We start from the raw sequence: 24,056 nt of genomic DNA on the forward strand, positions 1-24,056 counted from the left end.
CTTGGGTGTGATGGGCGGAACGTTTGATCCGATCCATCATGGCCACCTTGTCGCTGCCAGCGAGGTCGCGGCCAAGTTCGACCTGGACGAAGTTGTGTTCGTGCCGACGGGCCAGCCCTGGCAGAAGATGTCCAAGAAGGTTAGCGAGGCCGAACACCGGTACCTCATGACCGTCATCGCCACGGCATCAAATCCGCGCTTTACCGTGAGTCGGGTGGACGTTGACCGGCCGGGACCCACGTACACGATCGACACCCTGCGTGACTTGCGCAGCCTGCGCCCCGACGCCGATCTGTTCTTCATTACCGGAGCGGACGCCCTGGCGCAGATCCTGTCCTGGAAAGACATTGACGAACTGTGGTCCCTCGCGCATTTTGTTGGCGTGACCCGGCCCGGCCACGTGCTCGACGGCATGGGCCGGACGGATGTCAGCCTGCTGGAGGTCCCGGCCATGGCGATTTCCTCCACCGACTGCCGCAGCAGGGTCGCGAAGGGCAACCCGGTCTGGTACCTCGTGCCGGACGGCGTTGTGCAGTACATAGCGAAGTACGGATTGTACGAAGGCCAGCCCGATCCCGCCGGGATCAACAGCGGCGGGCGGGACACCCTTCACGGTTCCGGGCCGGACAGTGCCGGCTTCGACCCGGGACAGTCAGCAACTGCCTTAGAGATACATCAACCAGCCAGCACCGAATGAGTTTTCAATGAGTCAGGAACAGCCACCCATCCGCAGCCGCCGCGCCTTGCGCGAGGCCAGAGATGAACGCCTGCAAGCGGCGACGGATACCGGCACTGCACGTCCGGACGACGCCCGGGCTGTCGGCGCGCCTGCCTCAAGCCCGGCGCCAGCCTCAAACCCGGCGCCTGCGTCGAGTCCGGCGCAGCCAGCCGGCCAGGGAAAACCGGCGCCTGCTGGGACTGCCGGGCGGAACCGCCGCGCCTCCGATGGCCCTGTCGATTCGTCGCCGACGGGTCCCGAACGCTCTTCCCAGGCCCGGGCCCGGGATCGTGCCGCCCTCCGCACGATCAAGGAACTGGCCGAGAAAGAGGGACAACTCGCGGGCGGGGGCCAGCCTACCCGCCGTCAGCTCAGGCTCCTGCAGCTGGCAGCCGAAACGTCCCCGGCGACTGCCGCGAACACGATCGTACCTGCCCGGCCGCGGACCCGCGCCACCCCGGTGGCCGGCCAGCCCGAAGCCACGGGCACAGCCGCGCCGGCAGCTTCGCCCGTGCGCGGCGGCCAGGTCTCTGCAGGGATGAGCGTCGAGCAGGCACTCGCGGCCCGGGAACTCCTCGTCGAGCAGGCCCGCAATCAGGTTGCCAAGCTCGAACACATCGCTGCCGCGGATCCCGCGGCTGTTGATCCGGCCATGCTTGCCGAACAGATCGCGCTGGCCGAGCGTGCCGCCGTACTAAACCGCCGGGCCGCTGCCAAGCAGAAACTGGCTGACCAGACCACGCAGCCGGCCCCGGTCCGCAACGACCCCACAACGGCCGACAACCTCGCCATGGTCACGCCGCTGGAATTCATCCGGGTCCCCGGGGTGGATCGACCCGTGATGAAGCCGCCCGCCACCACCCACGTTCCCGTCGCCACCAACCCGGGGCCTCTGGTCGACGCAGCCCGCAAGCCGGGCCTGCGGCGGGGCGGGACGGCCAAGCAGCGGGGTACCGGTTCTGCTGCGGGCCGAGGCGGGGTTCTGGCCCGCGCGGAGGCTGCCGCGAAGGCGGCATCGGCAGGCGCTTCAGCCGGCGACGGAACCGCCTCGCCGGAGACCCTAACAGGCGCAGGCCCTGCGCCCGTTGCGGCCAGGTCCGCCCACGGACTTGACCCATTGGACGTTGCCACCGCCGGACTCGGCCGGGCACGCCGCCTGCGCATCCTGCAGGCGGGCGTGCTCGCATTGGGGCTGCTGGCCCTTATCGCCGGCATCATTTTGATCGTGACCGGCCTGGGCCGTTAGGCCCCGGCGCGGAGCCGGTAGTTTCCGGCCCGCAGCACTATATTTTTTAACCACAACAAGGAGTCCCATGACTGCAGCAGATTCGTCCATCATCACAGCCCGCCACGCCGGCCGGGCCGCCGCGGACAAACTGGCCGAAGACATCGTCGCGCTCGACGTCAGCGAACGCCTCGCCCTCGCCGATGTTTTCCTGATCGCCTCCGCCCCCAGCGAACGCCAGGTCAACGCGATCGTCGACGGCATTGAAGAAGAGCTTTCCACGCTGGATCTCAAGCCCACCCGCCGTGAAGGCCGCTCCGGCGGCCGCTGGGTGCTGCTGGATTACGGCAATGTCGTCATCCATGTTCAGCACGAAGAAGACCGCGTCTTCTACGCCCTGGAAAGGCTTTGGAAGGACTGCCCGGTGGTTGACCTGCAGCTCGGCGACGACGCTTCGGCGAAGGCGCCTGCAGGCACCGAGACGGAATAGCAGTCCAGCCGGCACGGCGGCGGAGGCAGGGGAGACCGTCTGCCGGGCAGCAAGAATATGCCCGATTTGGAATTTTCGGAATGGCTGTTCTAAGATATTTGAGTTGCTTCGGAGAGATCCGGACCAAGGGCCGGGGTTGGGCGCGTGAGCGGACGGGACCGGGGCAACGAAAATTCGGGGCTGTGGCGCAGCTGGTAGCGCACCTGCATGGCATGCAGGGGGTCAGGGGTTCGAGTCCCCTCAGCTCCACCGGATAATCCGCCGGAATCAAAAGATTCCGGCGGATTTTTTGTGTCCAAACCGGCGCCGAACCCCGGCCGGGGCGCTGGCTCCGGGGCGGGGGGCTGCCGTTTCGGCCGCGCCGGCTCCGATTGGCGTCTTAGGAAAATGTGGTTTAAGATGATCAGGTTGCTCACGGGAAACTGTTTCTCCCGAAGTGATACTTCCGAAGAAGTTCGGGGCTGTGGCGCAGCTGGTAGCGCACCTGCATGGCATGCAGGGGGTCAGGGGTTCGAGTCCCCTCAGCTCCACCACAAGAGAGCAACACCCCGTCAGGCCCTACTCGCAGAGTGGGGCCTGACGTATGTCAGGGCCTGATCCAATTCCCGGTCGCCCGTCACGGACGTACCGGTGCGGTCACGGCCCCGGCTGGCGCCGGCGGCCCGACTACCATGGGAGGGTGAACGACACCCTTCCCCCGTGCCCCCTATGCTCCAGCGAGTACACCTACGAGATGGGGGCCCTGCTGGTCTGCCCGGAGTGCGCGCACGAATGGTCTCCGGCCGCCGCCTCAGACGATGGAGAGCCCGTCGAAACCGTTATCAAGGACGCCGTTGGCAACATCCTCGCCGACGGGGATACCGTCACCATCATCAAGGACCTCAAGGTCAAAGGCAGCCCCACATCCATCAAGGTGGGGACGAAGGTCCGCGCCATCCGGCTCGTCAACGGCGTGGGAGACCACGACATCGACTGCAAAGTGGACGGCTTTGGGCCCATGCAGCTCAAATCCAGCGTAGTCAAGAAGGCCTAGGTGACTCTGGGGTCCGACGGTGCCGCGGAGACGAACCTTGACGCCTTGTTCCCTCAGTTGCGCAGGTTTCCGGACGTTGAGGCGGCCAATCTCCAGGCCTGGGACGCAACGGACCGGCTCCTGCTCGACAGCGCCGCGGAATTCCTGGGCCCCGACAGCCGCCCCGCCGTCGTCGGCGACCGCTATGGTGCCCTGACCCTGGGAGCGATCACCGCCGGGGCGCCCGCACCGGTCCGGGTCCACCAGGACCTCATCACCGGTGAACTCGCGCTGCGCAATAACGCCCGCACCGTGGGGACCGGCGGAGGCTTCGAGCAGCTCCCGCTGGGATCCGCCCTCCTGGCGGGCGCGACCGTGGTGCTGATCCAGTTGCCCAGGTCTTTGGCGGAATTGGAGGAAATCGCCGACGCCGTGGCCCGCCACGCAGCGCCAACCGTCACCGTCCTGGCCGGCGGCAGGGTCAAACACATGAGCCTGGGGATGAACGCGGTCCTGGCACGCTACTTCGGCGATGTCCAGCCGCAGCTTGCCCGGCAGAAATCACGGATCGTGATCGCGCGGAAGCCCTTGCCGGTTGCGCCCGCCACGCCGTTCCCCATCACTTCCGCGAATGCCGCGCTGGGACTGCGGATCTGCGCCCACGGCGCGGTCTTTGCCGGTACGGACCTGGATATCGGCACCCGGTTCCTCCTGGAGTTTCTTCCGCAGATGCCCGACGCCGCCCACGCCGTCGACCTCGGTTGCGGTACTGGAATCCTCGCGGCCATGTATGCCCGCAGCCGCCCCGGCTCCCGCGTGACCGCGACGGACCGGTCCGCGGCGGCCGTTGACTCTGCCCGGGCGACTGCAGCGGCCAACGGGCTCGGGGACCGGATCGACGTCGTCCAGGATGATGCCATGGGCTCGCTGCCGGACAGCAGCGCGGACCTGATCCTGCTCAACCCGCCCTTCCACCTGGAATCAGCCGTCCACTCCGGCGCGGGACTCAAACTGTTCGAAGCCGCCGGCAGGGTCCTGGCCCCCGGCGGCGAGCTCTGGACCGTCTTTAACAGTCACCTGCAGTACCGTCCCGCGCTGGAACGGCTGGTCGGACCTACCCGGGAAATCGGCAGGAACCCCAAATTCACGGTGACGGCCAGCACTCGCAGATCCGGCGCCCAGGCCGGTGTCGGCTGGACCCCGGGCCCGTGACGTAGGATTCTGGAACCAGCAGTACAAAGACCACCTTGAGAGGTAACAGTGACCGAAATCCGACAGCCCTCGCCCCGGCGCGGAACCAACCTGCCAAGGATGGGTGATTTCAACCTCACTGTGATCCTGGATGCCATCCGGCGGGCGCCGGACAGCGGACTAAGCCGGGTGGAACTGGCCCAGATCGTAGGGCTCTCCCCGCAGACGATTTCAAACATCTCCCGCCGGTTGCTGGACCAGAACCTCATTGTCGAGGCAGGCAAGGAGGGCACCGGCCCCGGCAAACCGCGGACCATGCTGCGCCTCAACGCCTCCGGCAAGTACGCGGTGGGGGTCCATCTGGACCCCGCCGTCATTACCTGCGTGGTCCTTGACCTCGTGGGTGACGTGGTGCAGCACTGCCGGATCAAGACCCCCGGCAGCCAGATACCGGAGGAGGTCATCGAGACGATTGCCGCGGCGATCAAATCGGTCATCGCTGATTCCGGCGTCGACTCTGCCCTCATCGCCGGCCTCGGGGTCGCCGCCCCGGGCCCCATCGACCTCACCGAAGGCACCGTGGTGGATCCGCCGCTCATGCTCGGCTGGGACCATGTTCCGTTGCGGGACGCGCTGGCGAAAGCCACCGGACTGCCCACCCTGGTCGATAAGGACGTGACAAGCGCTGCCGTCGCCGAGACCTGGGCGGGCGGACCCAGCGGCGCCGGAAGCTTCGTATTTATGTACATGGGAACCGGCATCGGCTGCGGCATTGTCCTGCGGGACGAAGTGGTGCGGGGAACGTCCGGCAACGCCGGTGAAATGGGCCACATCGTGGTGGATCCCGGCGGTGCGCTCTGCGATTGCGGCCAGCGCGGGTGCGTGAAGGCCACCGCTATACCCAGAGTCCTGGTGGCCCAGGCGGAGCAGGCAGGCATCCTGGCGCCGCTGGGCCCCAACCCCAGCGGGCCGGCAATCCAGGAGAGCTTTGCGCAACTCTGCGCCAAAGCTGACGACGGCGACCCCAGGGCATCGGAGATCATCGACCGGTCCGCCGTGCTGGTGGCCCGTGCAGCCTCCGCCGTCAGCAATGTCCTGGACGTGGACCGCATCGTTTTCGGCGGACCATTCTGGACGTGCCTCTCGGAACGATACCTGGCGCTGATCCCGGACCTCATCCGTGCGGGCAGCGACACCCGGGATATCCATAGCACCGACGTCGTCGCGAGCGGTGTCGGCGAGGACGTGGGCGCCATCGGCGCGGCCTGCCTCGTCCTGGAGCACGCGCTGGCTCCCCGGGCGCAGCGGCTGCTGCTGGACGCCTGAGTTCAGCAACCCGCCAACAGGCAAAACAGCAGGTCAGAGACTATTTCACCGGTAGGATGCAGAGGTTGTCCCGACAACGTCGGGCCGCATCAGATCAAGATTGGGAATTCATGCGTGGGAGTTGGAAATCATTCGTAGCAGGGATCGCTGCCGCAGCGGTTCTCGCCGTGCCCGCGTGTTCCGCCGGCTCAACCGAGGCCAGCGACCGCGTCCTGAAGGTCGCCTACCAGAAAACTGACTCCCTCGCCGCCGTGGACGATATGTTCACCAAGACGAAAAAGGACTTTGAAGCCGCGAACCCCGGTGTCCGGGTGGAGCTGCAGCCGATTATGGCCAACGACGAGGACTACGGCACCAAGCTGGCGCTGGCTCTGAGGTCCCCGGAGACCGCACCGGATGTCTTCTACGAGGACAGCTTCAAGGTCCGGGCCGACGCCGAGGCCGGCTACTTGCTGAAACTGGACGAACGGCTGGCGGCGTGGGAGGACTGGGCCGTCTTTAGCGACGCCGCCAAAACCGCCGGCGCCGGAGACGACGGCGGCACGTATGCCGTGCCGCTGGGGACCGACACCCGCGCGATCTGGTACAACAAAAAGGTCCTCCAGGGCGCCGGTATCGACGTGCCCTGGCAGCCGCGGACCTGGGACGACATCCTCGCCGCGGCCCGGACCATTAAGGCCTCGGATGCCGGACTCATCCCGTTCAGCATGTATGCCGGCAAAGGGTCCGGCGAGGGGACCGTGATGCAGAGCTTCTACGAACTGCTCTACGGCACGGGGGACACCCTCTACGATGAGGCCACCAGGAAATGGGTGGTGGGGTCGAAAGGATTTATAGCGTCGCTGGAATTCCTGCAGACCCTCTACTCTGAGGGCCTCGCTGTGACGCCCGCCCAGGCGCTCGACGGCAACGTCTGGAAAAAGGTCGTTGGCGAGTGGCTTCCCGAAGGCAGGATGGGCGGGACGGTGGAAGGCTCCTACGCGCCGTCGTTCTGGCAGCCGGGCGGCAGCTACGAATGGCCCGGCTACGCACAGGACATGGGTGTGGCGAAGTTCCCCACCCGCAACGGCCAGGCGCCCGGCGCCGTCAGCATGTCCGGTGGCTGGACCCTCGCCGTCAGCGCAGACTCCAGCAACCCGGACCTCGCCTTTGGCTTCCTCACCTCGGCACTTAACAAGCAGAACTCGCTCGCGTTCGCCCTCGACAGCCTGCAGATCGCTGTCCGGGGCGACGTCGCGGCCGAACCTGCGTACCAGTCCGCGAACCCGTTCATCAGGGATGTATCCGAGCTCGTGGACGTGACACACTTCCGGCCCAGCACCGCTGACTACCCCAGGATTTCCGCCGCAATCCAGGAAGCCACGGAATCCGTCATCACAGGGACACTGACTCCTGAGCAGGCCGCGGCACGCTACGACGAGGCCGTCAGGGCCCAGGTCGGCGACGAGAAAGTTGTGCAGAAGTAGCCGATGAGGCCCGCTCACCGGCTGGCATCGCTGCAGCGCACCACCCGCGTGCTTCCCCTGGCGCCCGCCGCGATGCTGCTGCTGGTTTTCCTGGCAGGTCCGCTCTACTGGTCCTTCCAGGCGTCCCTGACCAACGTCGCCCTCACCGGCAGGAATGCCCGCTCGCCGGAGTGGGTTGGTCTGGCCAATTACGAGCGGCTGGCGGCTGACCCGCTGTTCCCGCTGTCGGTCGGACTCACCGTGGTGTTTGTGCTGGCCTCCGCAGTTATTGGCCAGAACCTGCTGGGCCTGGCGATCGCGGCGCTGATGCTGAAGGCGCGAAAACCGGTGGCTGCCCTCGTCGGAACGGCCGTGGTCGCGGCCTGGATGCTCCCGGAAATCGTCGCGGCATTTGCCGCCTACGCCTACTTCAGCCCTGAGGGCACGCTCAACCAGCTACTGGCAGGCGTCGGGATCCGCGGGGCGGACTGGTTGTTCTCGTATCCGCTGGCCGCAATCATCCTGGCCAACGTCTGGCGTGGTACGGCGTTCTCCATGCTGGTGTACCGCGCTGCACTGGCGGATGTCCCGGCCGAACTGATCGAGGCTGCCGCGCTCGACGGTGCCGGGGACTGGCAACGCGGCCTCTACATCACGCTGCCGCTGATCCGCAGGAGCGTCGCCACCAACCTGATGCTTACCACGCTCCAGACCCTCGCTGTCTTCACCCTGATCTGGGTGATGACAGGGGGCGGCCCGTCCAATGCGACCGCCACACTGCCGGTGCTGGCCTACCAGCAGGCCTTCCGGTTCGGTGACATCGGGTACGGCACCGCCATAGCCTCCGTCCTGATCCTCATAGGGCTTGTTTTCGGGATGGGGTACGCCCGCATGCTCCAGGAGAAGGTCCGGTGACCGGCCGGACCAGGCACAGCCCGCGGGCCGCTGTTCGGGCTGTCCCGTCCGCCGGGCTCTCGGCCAATCTTGCCCTGCTGCTGATCGGGGCCCTCGTTTGTCCTGCCGTTGCTGTGGCTTGTCTTCGCCTCGCTGGACACGGCCGCCGGCTTCCAGACGCAGGTGCCCGCCGCCCTGTCTCTGGCGAATTTTGCTGCCGTGCTGACGCCGGAGCTGCTGTTCGTGCCGCTGTGGAACAGCCTGCTGCTCGCCTTTGGTGCCGGGGCCGTGAGCCTGCTCGCCGCCGTCCTCGCTGCCTACCCGCTCTCGCGCTTTGACTCGAGGTTCAACAGGCCCTTCCTGTACACGATTCTCTGCGGCACGTGCCTGCCGGTCACCGCCTTGATGGTGCCGGTTTACGGACTGTTCGTGCAGTTCAAGCTGCTCGATTCACTGCTGGCGACCACGGTTTTTATGGCGGCCACCAGCCTGCCGATGGCGATCTGGATGACGAAGAACTTCATGGACGCGGTGCCTCTGGCCTTGGAAGAGGCTGCCTGGATGGACGGCGCCACCGGGCTGACTGCCCTGCGGACCATTGTCCTGCCACTCATGCGGCCGGGCCTGGGTGTGGTCTTCATTTTTGTGTTCATCCAAAGCTGGGGAAATTTCTTTGTGCCCTTCATTTTGCTGCTCTCACCTGACAAACAGCCGGCGGCCGTCTCCGTCTTCAGCTTCTTCGGCCAGCACGGCGCGATCGCCTACGGCGAACTGGCTGCTTTCTCGGTGCTGTATTCACTTCCGGTCCTGGTCCTGTACGCCATCGTGGCCCGGCTCTCCGGCGGGGCCTCCGCCCTGTCCGGAGCGATGCGCGGCTGACCTGCGCAGATGACCTGCGCAGATGACCTGCGCAGATGACCGGCCGCGGCTGACCGGCCGCGATCGCAGCGGCCGGTCTGATGGAATCGGCAGGCCTGGAAACTGTGGAAAGGTTGGCGTATGACTGCGAGCCTTGCCTTTGATCCGCCCTGTGGTCCTGTCGCCGGCTGGCGCGATGGCGACGTCGTGCGGGCGACGGGAATTCCCTATGCTTCCGCGAACCGATTTCAACCGCCCGTACCGATGGCCGACTGGTCTGAGGTGTTGATGGCAACCACCCGGGCCCCGGCCTGTCCGCAGGGTCCAGTGCCCTTCCTCGATGAGGTGCTTGGTACCCGCTTCGGCGAACTGCCGGGCAACGAGCACTGCCAGCACCTCTCGATTACACTTCCGGCCGGTCTCGACGACGGCGAGCGGGTGCCAGTCATGGTGTGGCTGCACGGCGGATCGTATACGTCCGGATCCGGCGACCTGGCGATCTTCGATCCGACGTCGCTCGTTGCTGAATCCCGGGTCATTGTGGTCGCTGTGACCTACCGCCTGGGCTTGTTCGGTTATCTGGCCACGAGCAAGGGCAGGCCCGCCAACTTAGGTCTGCTCGATCAGCTCGAGGCGTTCCGCTGGGTGCAGCGCAACATCGCATCCTTTGGCGGGGACCCAGGCCGTGTCACAGCGTTCGGCCAATCCGCAGGCGGGGACGCCGTGGCGCATCTGATGGCGACGCCGGACGCGGCCGCGCTGTTCCAACGGGCCATTATTCAAAGCGCGCCCTTGGGCATCACCCGGGGACGGAAGAAGATGAACAACGCCATGGGCGCGGTTGCGGAAACGATCGCTGCCGATACTCCTGCCATGGATGTTGTCGCCATGGAGGAAAGTGTTGCGCGGTCCGCCCGCAAGTTCGGGCTGATGGCTGCCATGCCGTTTGGCACCCAGTACGGGCACGCACCTCTCCCCGCCGAATCCGGGATTGAAGCCGCCTGGAACATCGCCGCACCGGGGATCCAGATCCTCATCGGACATACCTCGGAAGAGGCCCGGCTGTTCGTGCCGAGCAACCCTTACGCCAGCCGCCTGGCCGGCATTCCCGTCGTCGGCGGCGCCATCCTCAAGGTTGTCACCTGGGCGGTCACGGAAGCCGTATACGGCAGGGCAACCAGGAAGTTCGCCAAGCGGCATGCGCGTGCGGGCGGAAAAGCGCACCGCTACGTCCTGTCGTGGCGGGCGCCGGGAAACCGCTACGGCGCCGCCCACACGGTCGACCTGCCGCTGCTGTTCGGCGACCGGCGAACATGGGAGGCCGCGGGACTAATTGCCGGTGCCACCTGGGATGACGTCGACCGGCATGGTCGTCAGTTGCGTGCCGTCTGGGCAGCATTTGCGCGCGGCGAGAGCCTTGGCCGCCGGGGACACATTCCCGGGTCGTTCAGGTACCGTGCGGTTGGACGGACCGCCGGAGCGTTGCCAGGTGGAAGTGCCGATGACAGCCGTCGAGGCCATGGCAGCCAAAGCCGACATCAGTCCGCTTCTGCCGACCGTTAGCGGGGCAATGGGTCGGTAAATGATCATCAGGGGCCTCCTTGGTGGTTTTCTTCCTGCAACCAGTCTCGGGGCCTCGCCTTTCGGCGAACTTTGGCTGACCTTTGTGTGAGCTGTGGAGCATTGCAGGGCCTGGGGGCAGGATGGAGGACATGGAAGTCATAGGCAGCCGCATCCTGCTCCATCCGTCCGACCCTGACCGGAGCCACCGGTTCTACCGGGACACACTGGGCCTGGCCGTCTACCGGGAGTTCGGAAATCCCGACGCACCGGGCCGGGTGTACTTCCTGGGCAACGGCTTCCTCGAGATCAGCGGACAGTCCGCTGACCCGCAGGGGAGTGCCCTGGCGATCTGGCTTCAGGTCCGTGACGTGCAGCGCGAATACCGGGGGTTACTGGCGGCCGGAGTGCCGGTGGTCCGCGCGCCGCAGCGGGAACCGTGGGGGCTGGTGGAGATGTGGATCGCGGACCCCGACGGAGTCCGCATCGTGGTCGTGGAGGTTCCGGAAGACCACCCGCTGCGGCGCGACCCGAGGTAACTGCGCTGGTGCAACGCGAGATAACTGCGCCGCCCTAGTCGATGTCCTCGATTACCGTCCCGAACGGCAGGCTCTGATCGACGTGCGCCTGATGGTCATGCGGGTGCACCACCACACGGACCCCGTGGGACTTGTCCGCCGCTGATTGCATCAGCACCGGACGGACCGCGTTGATGAAACTCTCGCTCTTGCCGGCGAGGTACTCCTGGTAACTTGCTGGAAGCTGGATCATGGCATCAGGATAGTCCGACGCCCGGTGATATGGGAGAGGGTGCTCGGCTACGCTAAAGCGGTGACGACGACGAGCGGGAAAAACACCATGGGACACCGGACACGAACAGTCATGGCCGGCGTCGGCGTGCTGCTTGTGGCCGCAGGCTGCTCCGGCCCGGCGGCAGGGCCTACGGGCATGCAGCCTGACACGCCGTCCGAGCCGACCTCTGCCGGGAGCCCGTCAGCCGAAACCCCGCCGGCGGAACCCGCGGCCACACGAACAGCAGCGCGGCTGGCGCAGATCGAGGCAGCCGTTATCGCGTGGCAAAACGCGCCGGACCTGGAATCCGCCCGCAGTGCCGCCGAAGCGGCGCGCAATCTCATCGTGGGAGCGGCAGGCCCCTATTACGGCGACGCCGACGGAAACGGCAGCATCGACGGGGCCGGCCCCGTAGGGCTGCTGCCGGGACGGAAAGGCGAACCGGCCCTCGCGGACGACGCCGACGGGGCCTGCGTCGTGCGGGACGTTCTGGGCGGCAGCTGGGCTGATCCCGCCGCGCGATGGGCCGGGCTCGACGCCAAAATTGAGGCCTGGACACCGGCCAACAACCAGTTCCCCACGCTGCCCAGCCATCCCCAGCGGATCGTCGGCTGGGCGACGCTGGCACTGCGGGCCGGGACCCTCAGCGAGGCCGTTGAATACGCCGGCCACGCCCGGCTCCACAGCGACATCTCCCTCCAGGCCGTCACGGACTGTAGAAGCTAAACACGGGTTTATTGCGAACATTATTCTGTAAGGACCGGCAATTCAGTCGTAAAGGCACGTCTTAATTCGGGGACGGACTTGAAGACCTCCGGTCCGGGGCTTAGAGTTCTATACAAGTTACCTCAGTAACGTGTCAGCGATCCTCCGCAAACGGACGGCCACCGAGCCGCCCGGGAGGGTGTGGGTGCCCCCATGTGGGCCTGACATTTGCTCACGGACAACTTCGTTTCAGGCGTACCAGTCGCGGCTGCGTCCTGTTGAAGATTCCCTCCGTGTTCCCCAAACTCAATTCATTGTCGGCCGCTGCCGGCGTCCCCGGACACCATCACTCCGGAGACCCTGGCGAGGCCGCCGCCAATGACTCACAGCCAAGGACGCAAATGTCACCTCCAAGTTTGATCGAATCCCATTCCACTCTGTCCGACGCAGCACCCGTTGCCCTGTCCTACGAGCTGTTCCCGCCCCGGTCCCCGGCGGCCGCGGAATCGCTCTGGACCACCATTGGTGAACTCGAATCCACGGACCCGGACTACGTCTCCGTAACCTATGGTGCATCCGGATCCAACCGCAGCACCGCCGTCGAACTCATCTACCGGCTCGTGCAGGAGACCACGCTGCGGCCGCTGGCCCACCTGACCTGCGTCGGCAATTCGCCGCAGGAACTTGCGGAGATCATTGCTGAACTGCTCGACGTCGGCGTCCGCGGCATCCTGGCCCTGCGTGGAGACATGCCCAAAGACGGCGGAACGCCGCCCGAAGGCTCACTGCGTTACGCCCAGGACCTGATCGACCTCATCCGCCGGGTGGAGCAGCGCCGATCGGCCCTGCTGTGCGCCGGCAAGGTGGCGGTCGGCGTCGCCGCCTACCCGACACGTCACCCGGAATCCCCGAGCGAGGCGCACGACATCGAAGTGCTCCTGGCCAAACAGCGCTCCGGCGCGGATTTCGCGATCACCCAGGTCTTCTTCCACACCGGGCAGTACGCGGACCTCCTGACCCGGGCCCGCCGGGCCGGAGTCACGATTCCGATCATCCCGGGCGTTATGCCGTTGACCAGCATCCGCCGGGTCACCCGACTCGGAGAGCTGACCGGGGTGGAGCCGGACACGGGGCTCATGGACCGGCTCGCCGCAGCCGACTCCGACGCCGAACGCGCCAGGATCGGGGTCGGCGCCACCGTCGACCTCGCCAACGCGGCCCTGGACGCCGGCGCCCCCGGCATCCACCTCTACACGTTCAACGAACACGCAAGCGCCCTCGAGGTCCTGGACAAACTGGCGCTGCCCCGGCCCCGCCGCGCGGATCGCCGCCCCGCGGGCCGGCGCCTGTCCGCCTCCGGCCATCAGCTCGCCAGCTGAAACCCCCTCCGCTTCCTTCGCTCCCACCAACGATTTTAAGGACTTTGCCATGACTGAAAAAACCACTCCCCAGACCCCGTTCCCGGCAGCTTCGATCCTGGGCTACCCGCGCATCGGCCGCCGCCGTGAGCTGAAGAAGGCCGTGGAGTCCTACTGGGCCGGCACCATCGACGCTGCGGCCCTCGACGCCGCCGCCAAGGAAATCCAGCTCGGCACGGCCAAGCGCCTGCAGGGCCTGGGCCTGACCGAGGCTGCCGCCGTACCGGGCACCTTTTCCTACTACGACCAGGTGCTCGACGCCGCCGCCCACCTCGGCGCCGTGCCGGCCCGCTTCGGAAACCTCCTCAACGCCGGCGGCGAACTGGACATCGACGGGTACTTCACCCTCGCCCGTGGCACCAAGGACCAGCAGCCGCTGGAAATGACGAAATGGTTCGACACCAACTACCACTACCTCGTACCGGAAATCGGCCCCGAAACATCCTTCGCGCTCACCTCCAGCCGGATCGTCGAGGAGTTCGCGTACGCCCTCGCCAACGGTGTGGAAACCCGCCCGTACATCGTCGGACCGGTCACCTTCCTGCTGCTGAGCAAGGCCTCCGACGACGCCCCGGCCGGCTTCAACCCGCTGTCCCGCCTGGAGGATGTCCTCCCGGTCTACACCGCCCTGCTCGGGAAGCTGGCCGCCGCCGGCGCCGCGTGGGTCCAGCTGGACGAGCCCGCCCTCGTGGTGGACCAGGATACGTCCGCCGGAGAGATCCAGGCCGCCGTCGCACGCTCCTACGAGGTCCTTTCCGCTGCCCCGGCCCGCCCGCAGCTCTTTGTCTCCACCCCGTACGGCGCCCTGGACGGCCAGCTTGGCACCCTCGCGGCCACCGGCATCGATGCCCTCCACCTCGACGTCTTCAAGGGCGGGGTTCCCTCCGCCGCGGCCCTGGCCGCACTGGGCACCAAAACCCTGGTCGCCGGCGTCGTCGACGGCCACAACATCTGGCGCAATGACCTCCAGGCCTCGGCCGATAAGATCGCGGAGCTGAAAAAGAGCGTTGCCACGCTGGCCATCAGCACCTCCACGTCCACCCAGCACGTCCCGCACGACGTCGAGGAGGAAACCCAGCTCTCCGAGCAGCTGCGCAGCTGGCTGGCGTTCGCCGACCAGAAGGCCGTTGAGGTCGTGACCCTGGCCGGCCTGCTGACCGACGCCGGCGCTGCCGCCGTGCAGCCGGCCATCGACGAGGCGACGCGCATCATCGCCTCCCGCGCAACCGCCGACGGTGTCCGGCGTGCCGGCGTCCGGGAGCGCACCGCTGCCCTGACCACCGCCGACTTCAGCCGGTCCGAATACGGTGTCCGCGAAGCTGCCCAGGACAAGGCCCTGAACCTGCCGCCGCTGCCCACCACCACCATCGGTTCCTTCCCGCAGACCTCCGAGATCCGCACCGCCCGAGCCCGCGCCAACCGCGGTGACCTCAGCACCGACCAGTACGAGCAGCTCATGAAGGATGAGATCAAGCGCGTCGTGGAACTGCAGGAAGAGCTTGGCTTCGACGTCCTGGTGCACGGTGAGCCCGAGCGCAACGACATGGTCCAGTACTTCGCCGAGAACCTCGAAGGCTTCGACGTCACCGTCCACGGCTGGGTCCAGTCCTACGGCTCACGCTGCACCCGCCCGTCCATCCTGTGGGGCGACGTCACCCGCAGCGCCCCCATCACGGTGGCGTGGGCCGAATACGCTCAGTCCCTGACGGCCAAGCCGATGAAGGGCATGCTCACCGGTCCGGTGACCATCCTGGCGTGGTCCTTTGTCCGGGACGACCAGCCGCTCGGCGAGACCGCCAACCAGGTCGCCCTGGCACTGCGCGATGAGATCGCGGACCTGGAAGCCGCCGGGATCAAGGTCATCCAGGTGGACGAGCCCGCCCTGCGCGAACTCCTGCCGCTGCGCAAGGCGGACCAGCCCGCGTACCTGGACTGGTCCGTGAACTCGTTCCGGCTCGCCACTGCCGGCGCCGCTGACGCCACCCAGGTCCACACACACCTGTGCTACTCGGAGTTTGGCGCCATTATCGACGCGATCGACGGCCTCGACGCCGACGTGACCTCGATTGAGGCCGCACGCTCCAAGATGGAGGTTGTGCACGACCTCGAGCACCACGGCTTCGGCCGCGGCGTCGGCCCCGGCGTGTACGACATCCACTCGCCGCGTGTCCCGGGCAGCGACGAGGTCACGGAGCTGCTCAGCACCGCGGTCAAGCACGTCCCGTCCCGCCAGCTCTGGGTCAACCCGGACTGCGGACTGAAGACCCGTGGCTACGCCGAAACCGAGGAGTCGCTGCGCAACCTGGTCGCGGCCACCAGGACAGTCCGCGCGGAACTGCTGGCCACGGCCAAGTAGGCAACAAGACACAAACAAACGGCGGCCGGTCCCCCCAAGGGGACCGGCCGCCGTCGTTCGTTGCCGGGCACGTTGGTGCAGGCCGGGGGAGTCAGCTCTCCCAGAGGATCTCGTCATCCACGACGCCGTCCTCGTCCGCCGAAGCGACCAGAACCTCGTCGGTAAAGTGTGAGCCGAGGGTGAAGTCCAGGACAAAGTAGCGTTCCGGCTGGCCGGGGAAGATCCCCACGTGGCCCAGCTTCAGGGCCTTGAGGAATACCTCGTTGGTCAGCTGGCTCGTATCCGTGACGCCGAAGACCTTTTGCAGCTGCTCCGGCTTGATCGCATTGCAGTGGAAGTGGCGGTATTCCTGCGGGCTGGTGCCCTCCTCGTCGAGTTCGTCCGCGATCATCTCGCGGACCTGGTCGACGAGTTCGGGCAGGAAACGGAGCCGGTAGTCAACCTTGTGCAGGGCCGCCTCATCGAAGTGGTCATGGGCGTCCACGTTCAGGTCAAGCTCCAGGAGTTGCCCCGCCAATTCGTGTTTGGCGGAGAAATTATGGTCTCTCCCGTGGTTGAGCTCAATCTGTCCGAAGTGCTGGCTGGCTACCTTGCTCATACTTTCAACATAGCCCTGAATACGGCTCCGTTCCAGCATTCGCACAGCCTTTTTAGCGCAGGATTACCAGCGCGAGGGTTCCTTGTCGCCCCGGTCCGGGATGTCCTTGACATCGTGGGACGCGGACGGATCATGATCCACCACGTTGTCAACGTCCGAGATCAGGACACCGTCAGGCTCGGCGTTCTCGACCTGCAGTGCATGCTCCGAGGCGTGCCGCAGTTCCGGTTCCGCCGCCATGAGGGTATCCACCGCGGCGGTCGACGGTTCGGGGCTCGGCAGGATCTCCTCAGGCACGGCGGCTCCGGTGGGTGCATTGCGGCGGCGCAGCATCTGCATCCAGCGCGGGCTGCTGCCCAGGATGCCGTGCTCGGCGAGCTCCTCAACCTCCAGGCCGTAGAAGTCACCGATGTGGTCCACAAGTTGCGCACGGCGTGCACGATCGTAGGCCCGGCGTTCCCGGCTGAAAGCGATGTAGGTGGACCAGCAGATCAGCAGCATCACCACACTGAACGGCAGGGCAATGATGATCGCCGCCGTCTGCAGAGCGGTCAGCCCGCCGGAGATCAGCAGCGCGATGGCCAGAACCGCGGTGATGAGGACAAAGAAGGTACGGATGCGCTTCTTCGGATTGACCTGCCCGCCGGTGGCGATCATGCCCATCACGAGCGCGCCGGAGTCCGAGGACGTGATGAAGAAAATGGCGATCAGCAGGATAACGCCGACCGTCAGGACCGGGGTGCCCGGAACATAAGCGAGCATGCTGAACAGGGCGCTGGACGCACTCACGCTGCCGTCGGCACCGATCAGGGTTCCGCTGCCGGACAACTCCACGGCAAGGGCCGTGCCGCCGAGGACACTGAACCAGAGCATGCCGATGACGGTCGGCACCAGGATGACGCCGGCCACGAACTGCCGGACGGTCCGGCCCCGCGAGATACGCGCGATGAAGATACCAACGAAGGGGGCCCACGAGATCCACCAGCCCCAGTAGAAGGAGGTCCAGGAGGCCTGCCAGGAGGCGCCGGCTTCGCCGGAGAAGGCGTTGACGTTGAAAGACAGTGCCGCGAAGTTCTGGACGTAGGCGCCGATCGACTGCACGAATTCGCGCAGAAGGAACGTCGACGGACCGAAGAGCAGCAGGTAGACGACCAGCAGGCCAGCCAGCACGAGGTTAATGCTGGAGAGCCACTTCATGCCCTTGGTGAGTCCGGAGAGGACGGAGAGCAGGACAAAGAAGGAAATGATGATGATAATAACGATTTCCGACCCGCGGGTCGCCGGCATCAGGTTGATGCTCTCAAGCCCGGCGCTGATCTGCAGCACCCCGAGGCCCAGCGAGGTCGCCACACCGAAGAGGGTGCCGACCAGTGCGACGACGTCAATGACGTTGCCCCATGCGCCCTGGACTCGTTTGCCCAGGAGCGGCTCGAGGGCCCCAGCGGATCGAGACCGGCCGCTTGCGTCGATGGATGGCGTAGGCCAGGGCGAGGCCAATCACCACATAGATGGACCAGGCATGCACGCCCCAGTGCAGGAAGGTCTGGCTGAGGGCCTGCTGCGCAAGCTCGGATGGCGTCCCGGTCACGCCGGGGCGCGGATTCGCGAAGTGGCTCAGCGGCTCGGTGACACCGTAGAACACCAGACCGATTCCCATGCCGGCGGCGAACAACAGTGCGAACCACGCCATCAGCGAGAATTCGGGTTCGTCGTCGTCGTGCCCGAGCTTGATGTCACCGAAGCGGCTGAAGCCCAGGAACAGGCTGAAGGCTACGAAGAAGCTCGTGATGAGGACGTAGTACCAGTTGAACGTGTTGACGATGTTCGCCTGAATGGCACCGAACATCGCCTCTGCGGCTGTGGGGGCGAGCAGTGCAAATGACGCGAAAACCGTCACCAGCACTGCGGCAGGCCAAAAGACCCAGCGCTCGACTATTCGTGGTTTTGTTATTTCAGACATCCTTCTAGGCTACCGCTCGGTGCTTTAAAGGCTTGTATACAGATTTCACTGCTAATGTGCTCGCCCTGCGATTCGCAGGGCACCGGCAACACACGGCCTCCTACGTATGCTGGCGGGGCCGCAGCACGGGTTTGGCCGCGGTGCCGGCCGCGGATCCGGGGTGAAGCGGCGTCGAATCTGAACGGACGGGCGTGTGATTTGTCACGGCGGGTGCCGCCGGCCCGAACACTGACAGCCGTCAGCGTTGGCCCAGCCCAGCGGACACTTTTTCCCAGGGACAGGGCCGGGGCTGGGGCTGCTAGCCTGCTTCCTCGCCGTCCCATTCGACCTCGACCCACCGTTGGCCTTCGTCGTCGAAGGACTCCGAGTGGCCCAGCAGCGCGATGTCGTCGAAGCTGGCCTCGATGCCATTGCGCTGCAAGGTCTCCACCAGTTCCTCGGTGGCCTCGCGGACTGCGGCGTTCAGTTCTTCGGGTTTATTCGAGGGGACGGGACGCGATGCTGAATACGGTGCGCTGCTCATGGACCCCATCTTCATCGATTCGGGCCCGGAGCGGAACCCCTTGCCTCAGCCCGCCGGGTGTTTCATGGTGTCGGCCAGCAGGTCCACGAAGAGCCGGACGCGGGCGGTCTGCTTTTCATTGATCAGCAGGGCAAAGACGTTGCGGGCCAGCCGGATCTCCGGGACATCCAACACCACCACCCCTGCGGGACGGTGCCGCAGGGCGAGCTCGGGAACCAGGGCTGCACCCAGTCCGGCCGCCGCCATTTCGAGGCTGGCATGGAAGTCGTCGCTGTAGGCCACCACCCGGGGATGCAGGTTGCAGCTGGCGAACAGGCGCTCAATCACGGTGGCGTCGGACGTGCCCGGGTGGTGGACGATCCAGGGCATATCGGAGAGGTGGTCCGCGGCCACCCTGGAATCGGTGCCGATGCCCCAGGCCGCCGGCAACACGACCCGGAAGTCGTCATCGGCGATCCACTGGCGGTCCAGCGTGTGCGGCCAGGCGAGACCCGATTGGCCCACCTGGTAGACCAGGGCGACGTCAATTTCGCCGCCGGTCCGCAGGCCCTGGATGGTCTGGGCGGGCTCCGCCACGGACACCCGCAGGTCGATCCCGAGTTTCTTCCAGGCCGGGTTCTGCAGGAGCTGCGGCAGAACGTACGTCGCCAGGCTGGGGAAGATGCCCAGCCGGAGTTCCTGGCTGGTGCCCTCCTGCGTGCGGGAGGCCGCGGCCAGGAGCGCTTCGATGTCGGTCAGCACCTTGGTGGCGTGCCGGGTCATCACGACGGCGGCTTCCGTCGGATGGATGCTGCGGGCCGAACGCTCGAACAGGACGACGCCGGCGTCACGCTCCAGGGCGGACATCTGCTGGGAGACGGCCGACGCCGTATAGCCCAGCCGGGTGGCGGCGGCCGTGAACGAACCGACCCGGAGCACCTCAACGAGGGTTCGCAGGTGGACGGGATTGATCAAGGCGTTCCCTTCGAAGAGTGGCATTGGAGCCGCACCGCCGGATGGCGGCCGAAAACCCGCTTCATTCTGGCATAGTGTGCCGCCAGAGCAGTCCCATGGTGGCGGGTCGGAAATAAAACTCATCCGAAGACGCCGCGGTTTCGAATAGCACAGTAGAGAATGAACCAGGACGAGGCAGCAGGAGCAGAACAGTGTCGCAAGCAGCAGGGATTCCGGCGGGACGGCGGATAGCCGTCATCGGCAGTGGCGTCGCGGGGCTGACCGCAGCCTACGTGCTGAACGGTCAGGACCGCGTGACCCTCTTCGAGGCGGACTCCCGGCTGGGCGGCCACGCCCACACCCATGACGTGCCCCAGGCGGACGGCTCGACCCTCGCCGTGGACACCGGCTTCATTGTCCACAACGAGCGGACCTATCCCACTCTGCTGCGGCTCTTCGCAGAACTGGGCGTCGAAACCCAGGACTCGGAAATGAGCATGTCCGTCCGCTGCGACGGCTGCGGCCTTGAATACGCCGGAGCCCGGGGAGGTGCCCGCGGTATCATTCCCCGGCCATCGGCCCTGCTGCGCGGCCGCTACCTGCTGATGCTGCTGGAAGTCACCCGTTTCCACCGCCGGGCGCGTTCGTTGATCGACGCAGCGGAAAAGCCGGCGCCGACCGGAGAGGCCGACCTGACCCTCGGGGAGTTCCTGGCCCGGGAGAAGTTCAGCAGCTACTTCATCTCCCACTTCATGACGCCGGTGGTGAGCGCCGTGTGGTCCTGCGACCCCACGACTGCCCTGGCCTACCCGGGCCCGGTACCTCTTCACGTTCCTCGGCCACCACGGCCTGCTCGGGGTCAAGGGATCTCCCCAGTGGCGGACCGTGACTGGTGGTTCACGCAGTTACGTTGACAAACTCGCCGCGACCCTGCCGGATGTCCGGCTCTCCAGCCCCGTCACCGGCGTAGTCCGCGGCGCTGACAGTGTGAACGTCACCACCGTGCACGGCACCGAAACCTTCGACGCCGTGGTGATCGCCACCCACCCGGAACAGGCCCTGCACATGCTCTCCGACGCCTCGGCCGCAGAGCAGGAGGCCTTGGCAGGCATGCCGTATTCCGTCAATCAGACCCTTTTCCACCGGGACGAAGCAGTCCTGCCCGCGGCCGCCAACGCCCAGGCTTCCTGGAATTACCGTTTGCCGTCCTGCGATGCACGTCCTGACCGGGTCCTGGTCAGCTACGACATGACCCGCCTGCAACGGCTCGAACCCGCCGGCGGCGGACGCTACATCGTCAGCCTCGGCGAGTCCGAGCTCATCGGCGAGGACTCCGTACTGGACCGGATGGTCTACGAGCACCCGCAGTACACGCCGGAGTCCCTCCGGGCCCAGGAACAGATTTTGGCCCTCGGCGACGGCCGCCTGGCGTTCGCCGGCGCGTATCACGGCTGGGGCTTCCATGAGGACGGCGCCTTGTCCGGCGTCAAGGCAGCGGCCAGGCTGGGCCGCACCTGGGATCGGCTTCCCGCCAATACCGGCGCCGTCCAGGTTGATCCTGACTTGGTTCCCGTCCCCGCGGAGGGCCTGTGACCACGCCGGCAGCGATCTACCGGACCTCCATCGCCCACGTCCGGCACACCCCGCTGAAAAACGCGTTCACCTACAGCAACTACAGCTGGTACGTGGACATAGACCACCTCCCGAAGCTGCCGCGCCTGCTGGCTCCGCTGGCCGGGATCCACGCCGCCGACCACCTGGGTGACCCGCACGGCACGCTCCGCGGCAACGTGGAGACGTTCCTCGCCACCCGGGGGATTGAACTCGACGGCGGCCGGATCACCATGCTGGCCAGCGCCCGGGTGTTCGGCTATGTCTTCAACCCGCTGTCCCTGTTCTGGTGCCACAACGCGGCGGGCGACCTGCGCTGTGTGGTCGCCGAGGTGCACAACACCTACGGCGAGCGTCACTGCTACGTTCTCGACACCGACGACGCCGGCCGGGCCAGCGTCCCGAAGGCGTTCTACGTTTCACCGTTCAACGACCTCCAGGGCGATTACCGGATGAAACTGCCCGAACCCGGCGAACGGCTCGCCGTCTCGATCGTCCTCGAACGCAACGGCCAGCAGCCCTTTATCGCCACCATGGACGGCAAACGCCACGCAGCCACCGCCCGGAACATCCTCGCTGCGGCGCTCGCGGTCCCGCTGGCACCGCTTCGCGTCACCTTGCAGATCCACTGGCAGGGCATCAAACTGTGGGCACGCCGCCTGCCGATCATCAAACGACCACACCACCCCTCACAGGAGGCAGTTCAGTGACATTGACAGAAGCGACCGGATCCGCCGCAGGGCGGGGACACGAGGCCGCCGCGGCCGCAGGCCTTGGCGCAGTTCCCGGCACTGTCCCCACTGACGCCCTCCCCGCGGGCCGCGTTCCCTACGCGGTGCCGCCGGCGCCGGACACCATTGACCCGGAGATCTGGCCCGGCATCGCCACTGTGCCCGCCAACCTCAAGGCCAACCTGGCCGGCCGCACCGCCGCCGCCATCTTCAAAGCCGCCGTCCGCCGGCTTCCCATCCAAGTCCGCTACCCGGACGGGACCGTACTGGGTAAAGCCATGCCGGCCGGCCACAGCGTTCCGGTCATGATCATCAACCGGCCCGGGGCCTTCGCTACCCGGCTGGGCGACGGCGGACTGATCGGCCTGGGCGAGTCTTACATGGCCGGTGACTGGGACGCCGAGGACCTCACGGCAGTCATGGAAGTGTTCGCCGCCCGGGTCGGAAGCCTGGTACCGGAACCCCTGCAGAAATTCCGCGCCCTGTACCTGCCGCGCCAGCCGCGGAAGGAACGCAACACCGAGAAGAACACCCGTTCCAACATCTCCCGGCACTACGACCTCTCCAATAAACTTTTCGCCTCGTTCCTGGACAGCACCATGACCTACTCCAGCGCGCTGTTCCCGGCAACCGGCGCGGCCCTGAAAAACGTTGACTGGGATTCCCTGGTTGACGCCCAGCAGGCCAAGATTGACCGCCTGCTGGACAAAGCCGGCGTCACGAAGGGAACCCGCGTGCTGGAAATCGGCACCGGCTGGGGTGAGCTCGCCCTGCGCGCCGCCGAACGCGGCGCCACCGTCTATTCCGTGACGCTCTCCAGCGAACAGCAGGAACTGGCCCGCCAGCGCGTGGCCGAAGCCGGTTACGCCGACGCCGTCAGTATTGACCTGAAGGACTACCGCGCCGTCGAGGGCGAGTTTGACGCCGTCGTCTCAGTGGAGATGATCGAGGCCGTCGGCTACGAATACTGGGCCACGTACTTCCAGACGATCGAACGTGTCCTCGCGCCGGGCGGCAAAGTGGCCATCCAGGCGATTACGATCGCTCACGACCGCTTGCTCGCCACCCGCTCCAGCTACACCTGGGTGCACAAGTACATCTTCCCCGGCGGCGTTATCCCGTCCGTCCGGGCCATCGAGGAGATCACGGAAAAGCAGACCGGACTCCGGGTCCGCGAACGCCTCGCTATGGGCGACCACTACGCGCAGACGCTGCGGCTGTGGGAGGAGCGCTTTATGGGACGCGCCGACGAGGTCCGGGCCATGGGCTTCGACGCGATCTTCCAGCGGATGTGGCTGTTCTACCTGTGCTACTCCCGCGCCGGGTTTGAGACCGGATACCTTGACGTCCAGCAGATCGTCCTGGACAAGGCGCCCGCCGCCGGGTACCGCGGCAAGGGTACCAAGGCATAGCGCGTTGCCCCGACGGCGCCCGGGCCACTGCCCGGGCGCCGGCCGGCAGCTGCATTATGAGGACCCAAGGCGGGCACCCCGGTGCCCGCCTTTTTCGTGTTCCGGACCACCGCCGGTGGTGTTGTGAACCACGACGGCGGCGCGCCGCGACACGCCGCCGCGGACACGACACGCGGGGCCATTAATTGTGGCTAAGTAGTCCACAGGGTGTGGATTACTCCGGCAGAAACTGCGCCAATCCGGGTGTTTTCCAGACCCTGTCCTGTGGATTAAAGGTGTGTTAAATGACATACTTGTA

Annotated in this window: 19 protein-coding genes, 2 tRNA genes and 3 pseudogenes; 19 read left to right on the forward strand and 5 right to left on the reverse strand. The window is 66.3% G+C overall.

From position 1 onward, the window contains the following. The first annotated feature begins 10 nt into the window (after window positions 1–10). The 13 genes and pseudogenes from nadD to KY499_RS01060 all read left to right on the forward strand — a co-directional run bounded on the left by nadD (window position 11) and on the right by KY499_RS01060 (window position 11,258). Window positions 11–697 (forward strand): nicotinate-nucleotide adenylyltransferase, encoded by a 687-nt coding sequence (nadD, locus tag KY499_RS01000; RefSeq protein ID WP_258191043.1) that lies wholly within the window; start codon window positions 11–13, stop codon window positions 695–697. Window positions 698–704: 7 nt separating this feature from the next. Then, window positions 705–1,964: a hypothetical protein gene (locus KY499_RS01005; protein ID WP_219886042.1), complete on the forward strand. Its 1,260-nt coding sequence runs from the start codon at window positions 705–707 to the stop codon at window positions 1,962–1,964. A gap of 67 nt (window positions 1,965–2,031) precedes the next feature. After that, window positions 2,032–2,433, forward strand: a complete 402-nt coding sequence (gene rsfS / locus KY499_RS01010; RefSeq protein ID WP_123255694.1) for a ribosome silencing factor — start codon at window positions 2,032–2,034, stop codon at window positions 2,431–2,433. Window positions 2,434–2,609: 176 nt separating this feature from the next. Then, window positions 2,610–2,682, forward strand: a tRNA-Ala gene (locus tag KY499_RS01015). 208 nt (window positions 2,683–2,890) lie between these two features. Continuing rightward, window positions 2,891–2,966 (forward strand) — tRNA-Ala (locus KY499_RS01020). Between the two features lie 146 nt (window positions 2,967–3,112). Next, complete coding sequence (locus tag KY499_RS01025; RefSeq protein ID WP_123255695.1) at window positions 3,113–3,466, forward strand: zinc ribbon domain-containing protein YjdM; 354 nt, start codon at window positions 3,113–3,115, stop codon at window positions 3,464–3,466. Continuing rightward, window positions 3,467–4,657 carry a class I SAM-dependent methyltransferase gene (locus KY499_RS01030; RefSeq protein WP_258190878.1) on the forward strand — a complete coding sequence of 397 codons (1,191 nt, stop codon included), beginning with the start codon at window positions 3,467–3,469 and terminating at the stop codon, window positions 4,655–4,657. Between the two features lie 99 nt (window positions 4,658–4,756). Then, complete coding sequence (locus KY499_RS01035; protein ID WP_123255697.1) at window positions 4,757–5,962, forward strand: ROK family transcriptional regulator; 1,206 nt, start codon at window positions 4,757–4,759, stop codon at window positions 5,960–5,962. A gap of 110 nt (window positions 5,963–6,072) precedes the next feature. Further along, window positions 6,073–7,428 carry an extracellular solute-binding protein gene (locus KY499_RS01040; RefSeq protein WP_219886044.1) on the forward strand — a complete coding sequence of 452 codons (1,356 nt, stop codon included), beginning with the start codon at window positions 6,073–6,075 and terminating at the stop codon, window positions 7,426–7,428. A gap of 3 nt (window positions 7,429–7,431) precedes the next feature. Continuing rightward, a complete protein-coding gene (locus tag KY499_RS01045; RefSeq protein ID WP_123255699.1) occupies window positions 7,432–8,322 on the forward strand; it encodes a carbohydrate ABC transporter permease in 891 nt (296 codons plus the stop codon). After that, window positions 8,319–9,180, forward strand: a pseudogene (locus KY499_RS01050) (carbohydrate ABC transporter permease). Before KY499_RS01045 ends, KY499_RS01050 begins: the two are co-directional and overlap by 4 nt. A gap of 120 nt (window positions 9,181–9,300) precedes the next feature. Further along, complete coding sequence (locus KY499_RS01055; protein ID WP_123255701.1) at window positions 9,301–10,722, forward strand: carboxylesterase family protein; 1,422 nt, start codon at window positions 9,301–9,303, stop codon at window positions 10,720–10,722. Between the two features lie 149 nt (window positions 10,723–10,871). Beyond that, entirely contained in the window at window positions 10,872–11,258 is a 387-nt protein-coding gene (locus KY499_RS01060; protein ID WP_123255702.1) for a VOC family protein, read from the forward strand. 34 nt (window positions 11,259–11,292) lie between these two features. On the opposite strand, the gene KY499_RS01065 is transcribed toward KY499_RS01060, so the two are convergent. Continuing rightward, window positions 11,293–11,490: a hypothetical protein gene (locus KY499_RS01065; protein WP_123255703.1), complete on the reverse strand. Its 198-nt coding sequence runs from the start codon at window positions 11,488–11,490 to the stop codon at window positions 11,293–11,295. Between the two features lie 60 nt (window positions 11,491–11,550). On the opposite strand from KY499_RS01065, the gene KY499_RS01070 reads away from it, so the two are divergent. The 3 genes from KY499_RS01070 to metE all read left to right on the forward strand — a co-directional run bounded on the left by KY499_RS01070 (window position 11,551) and on the right by metE (window position 15,990). Further along, window positions 11,551–12,237 (forward strand): hypothetical protein, encoded by a 687-nt coding sequence (locus tag KY499_RS01070; protein ID WP_148045211.1) that lies wholly within the window; start codon window positions 11,551–11,553, stop codon window positions 12,235–12,237. A 380-nt stretch (window positions 12,238–12,617) separates the two neighbouring features. After that, window positions 12,618–13,595, forward strand: coding sequence for a methylenetetrahydrofolate reductase (locus KY499_RS01075; protein WP_219886045.1), 978 nt, complete (start codon window positions 12,618–12,620; stop codon window positions 13,593–13,595). A 49-nt stretch (window positions 13,596–13,644) separates the two neighbouring features. Continuing rightward, on the forward strand, window positions 13,645–15,990 hold the full coding sequence (gene metE, locus KY499_RS01080) for a 5-methyltetrahydropteroyltriglutamate--homocysteine S-methyltransferase (protein ID WP_219886046.1): 2,346 nt from the start codon (window positions 13,645–13,647) through the stop codon (window positions 15,988–15,990). A 91-nt stretch (window positions 15,991–16,081) separates the two neighbouring features. On the opposite strand, the gene KY499_RS01085 is transcribed toward metE, so the two are convergent. The 4 genes and pseudogenes from KY499_RS01085 to KY499_RS01100 form a co-directional block, all read right to left on the reverse strand. Further along, window positions 16,082–16,588, reverse strand: coding sequence for a DUF2004 domain-containing protein (locus tag KY499_RS01085; RefSeq protein ID WP_123255727.1), 507 nt, complete (start codon window positions 16,586–16,588; stop codon window positions 16,082–16,084). Window positions 16,589–16,909: 321 nt separating this feature from the next. Further along, window positions 16,910–18,548, reverse strand: a pseudogene (locus tag KY499_RS01090) (BCCT family transporter); the annotation flags it as partial. A gap of 298 nt (window positions 18,549–18,846) precedes the next feature. Then, window positions 18,847–19,071 carry a hypothetical protein gene (locus KY499_RS01095; protein ID WP_123255708.1) on the reverse strand — a complete coding sequence of 75 codons (225 nt, stop codon included), beginning with the start codon at window positions 19,069–19,071 and terminating at the stop codon, window positions 18,847–18,849. Window positions 19,072–19,116: 45 nt separating this feature from the next. Continuing rightward, window positions 19,117–20,025 carry a LysR family transcriptional regulator gene (locus KY499_RS01100; protein WP_219886047.1) on the reverse strand — a complete coding sequence of 303 codons (909 nt, stop codon included), beginning with the start codon at window positions 20,023–20,025 and terminating at the stop codon, window positions 19,117–19,119. A 191-nt stretch (window positions 20,026–20,216) separates the two neighbouring features. Between KY499_RS01100 and KY499_RS01105 the strand changes: the two are divergent. From KY499_RS01105 to KY499_RS01115, 3 genes and pseudogenes are all read left to right on the forward strand, one after another. Further along, window positions 20,217–21,597: pseudogene (locus KY499_RS01105) on the forward strand (NAD(P)/FAD-dependent oxidoreductase). After that, window positions 21,594–22,325 carry a DUF1365 domain-containing protein gene (locus tag KY499_RS01110; protein ID WP_219886048.1) on the forward strand — a complete coding sequence of 244 codons (732 nt, stop codon included), beginning with the start codon at window positions 21,594–21,596 and terminating at the stop codon, window positions 22,323–22,325. Before KY499_RS01105 ends, KY499_RS01110 begins: the two are co-directional and overlap by 4 nt. Beyond that, window positions 22,322–23,758, forward strand: coding sequence for a cyclopropane-fatty-acyl-phospholipid synthase family protein (locus tag KY499_RS01115; protein ID WP_219886049.1), 1,437 nt, complete (start codon window positions 22,322–22,324; stop codon window positions 23,756–23,758). The genes KY499_RS01110 and KY499_RS01115 overlap by 4 nt, the downstream gene beginning before the upstream one ends. Window positions 23,759–24,056: the final 298 nt, after the last annotated feature.

This window comes from Arthrobacter sp. PAMC25284 (assembly GCF_019443425.1).
In the GTDB taxonomy this organism is placed as follows: Bacteria; Actinomycetota; Actinomycetes; order Actinomycetales; family Micrococcaceae; genus Arthrobacter; species Arthrobacter oryzae_A.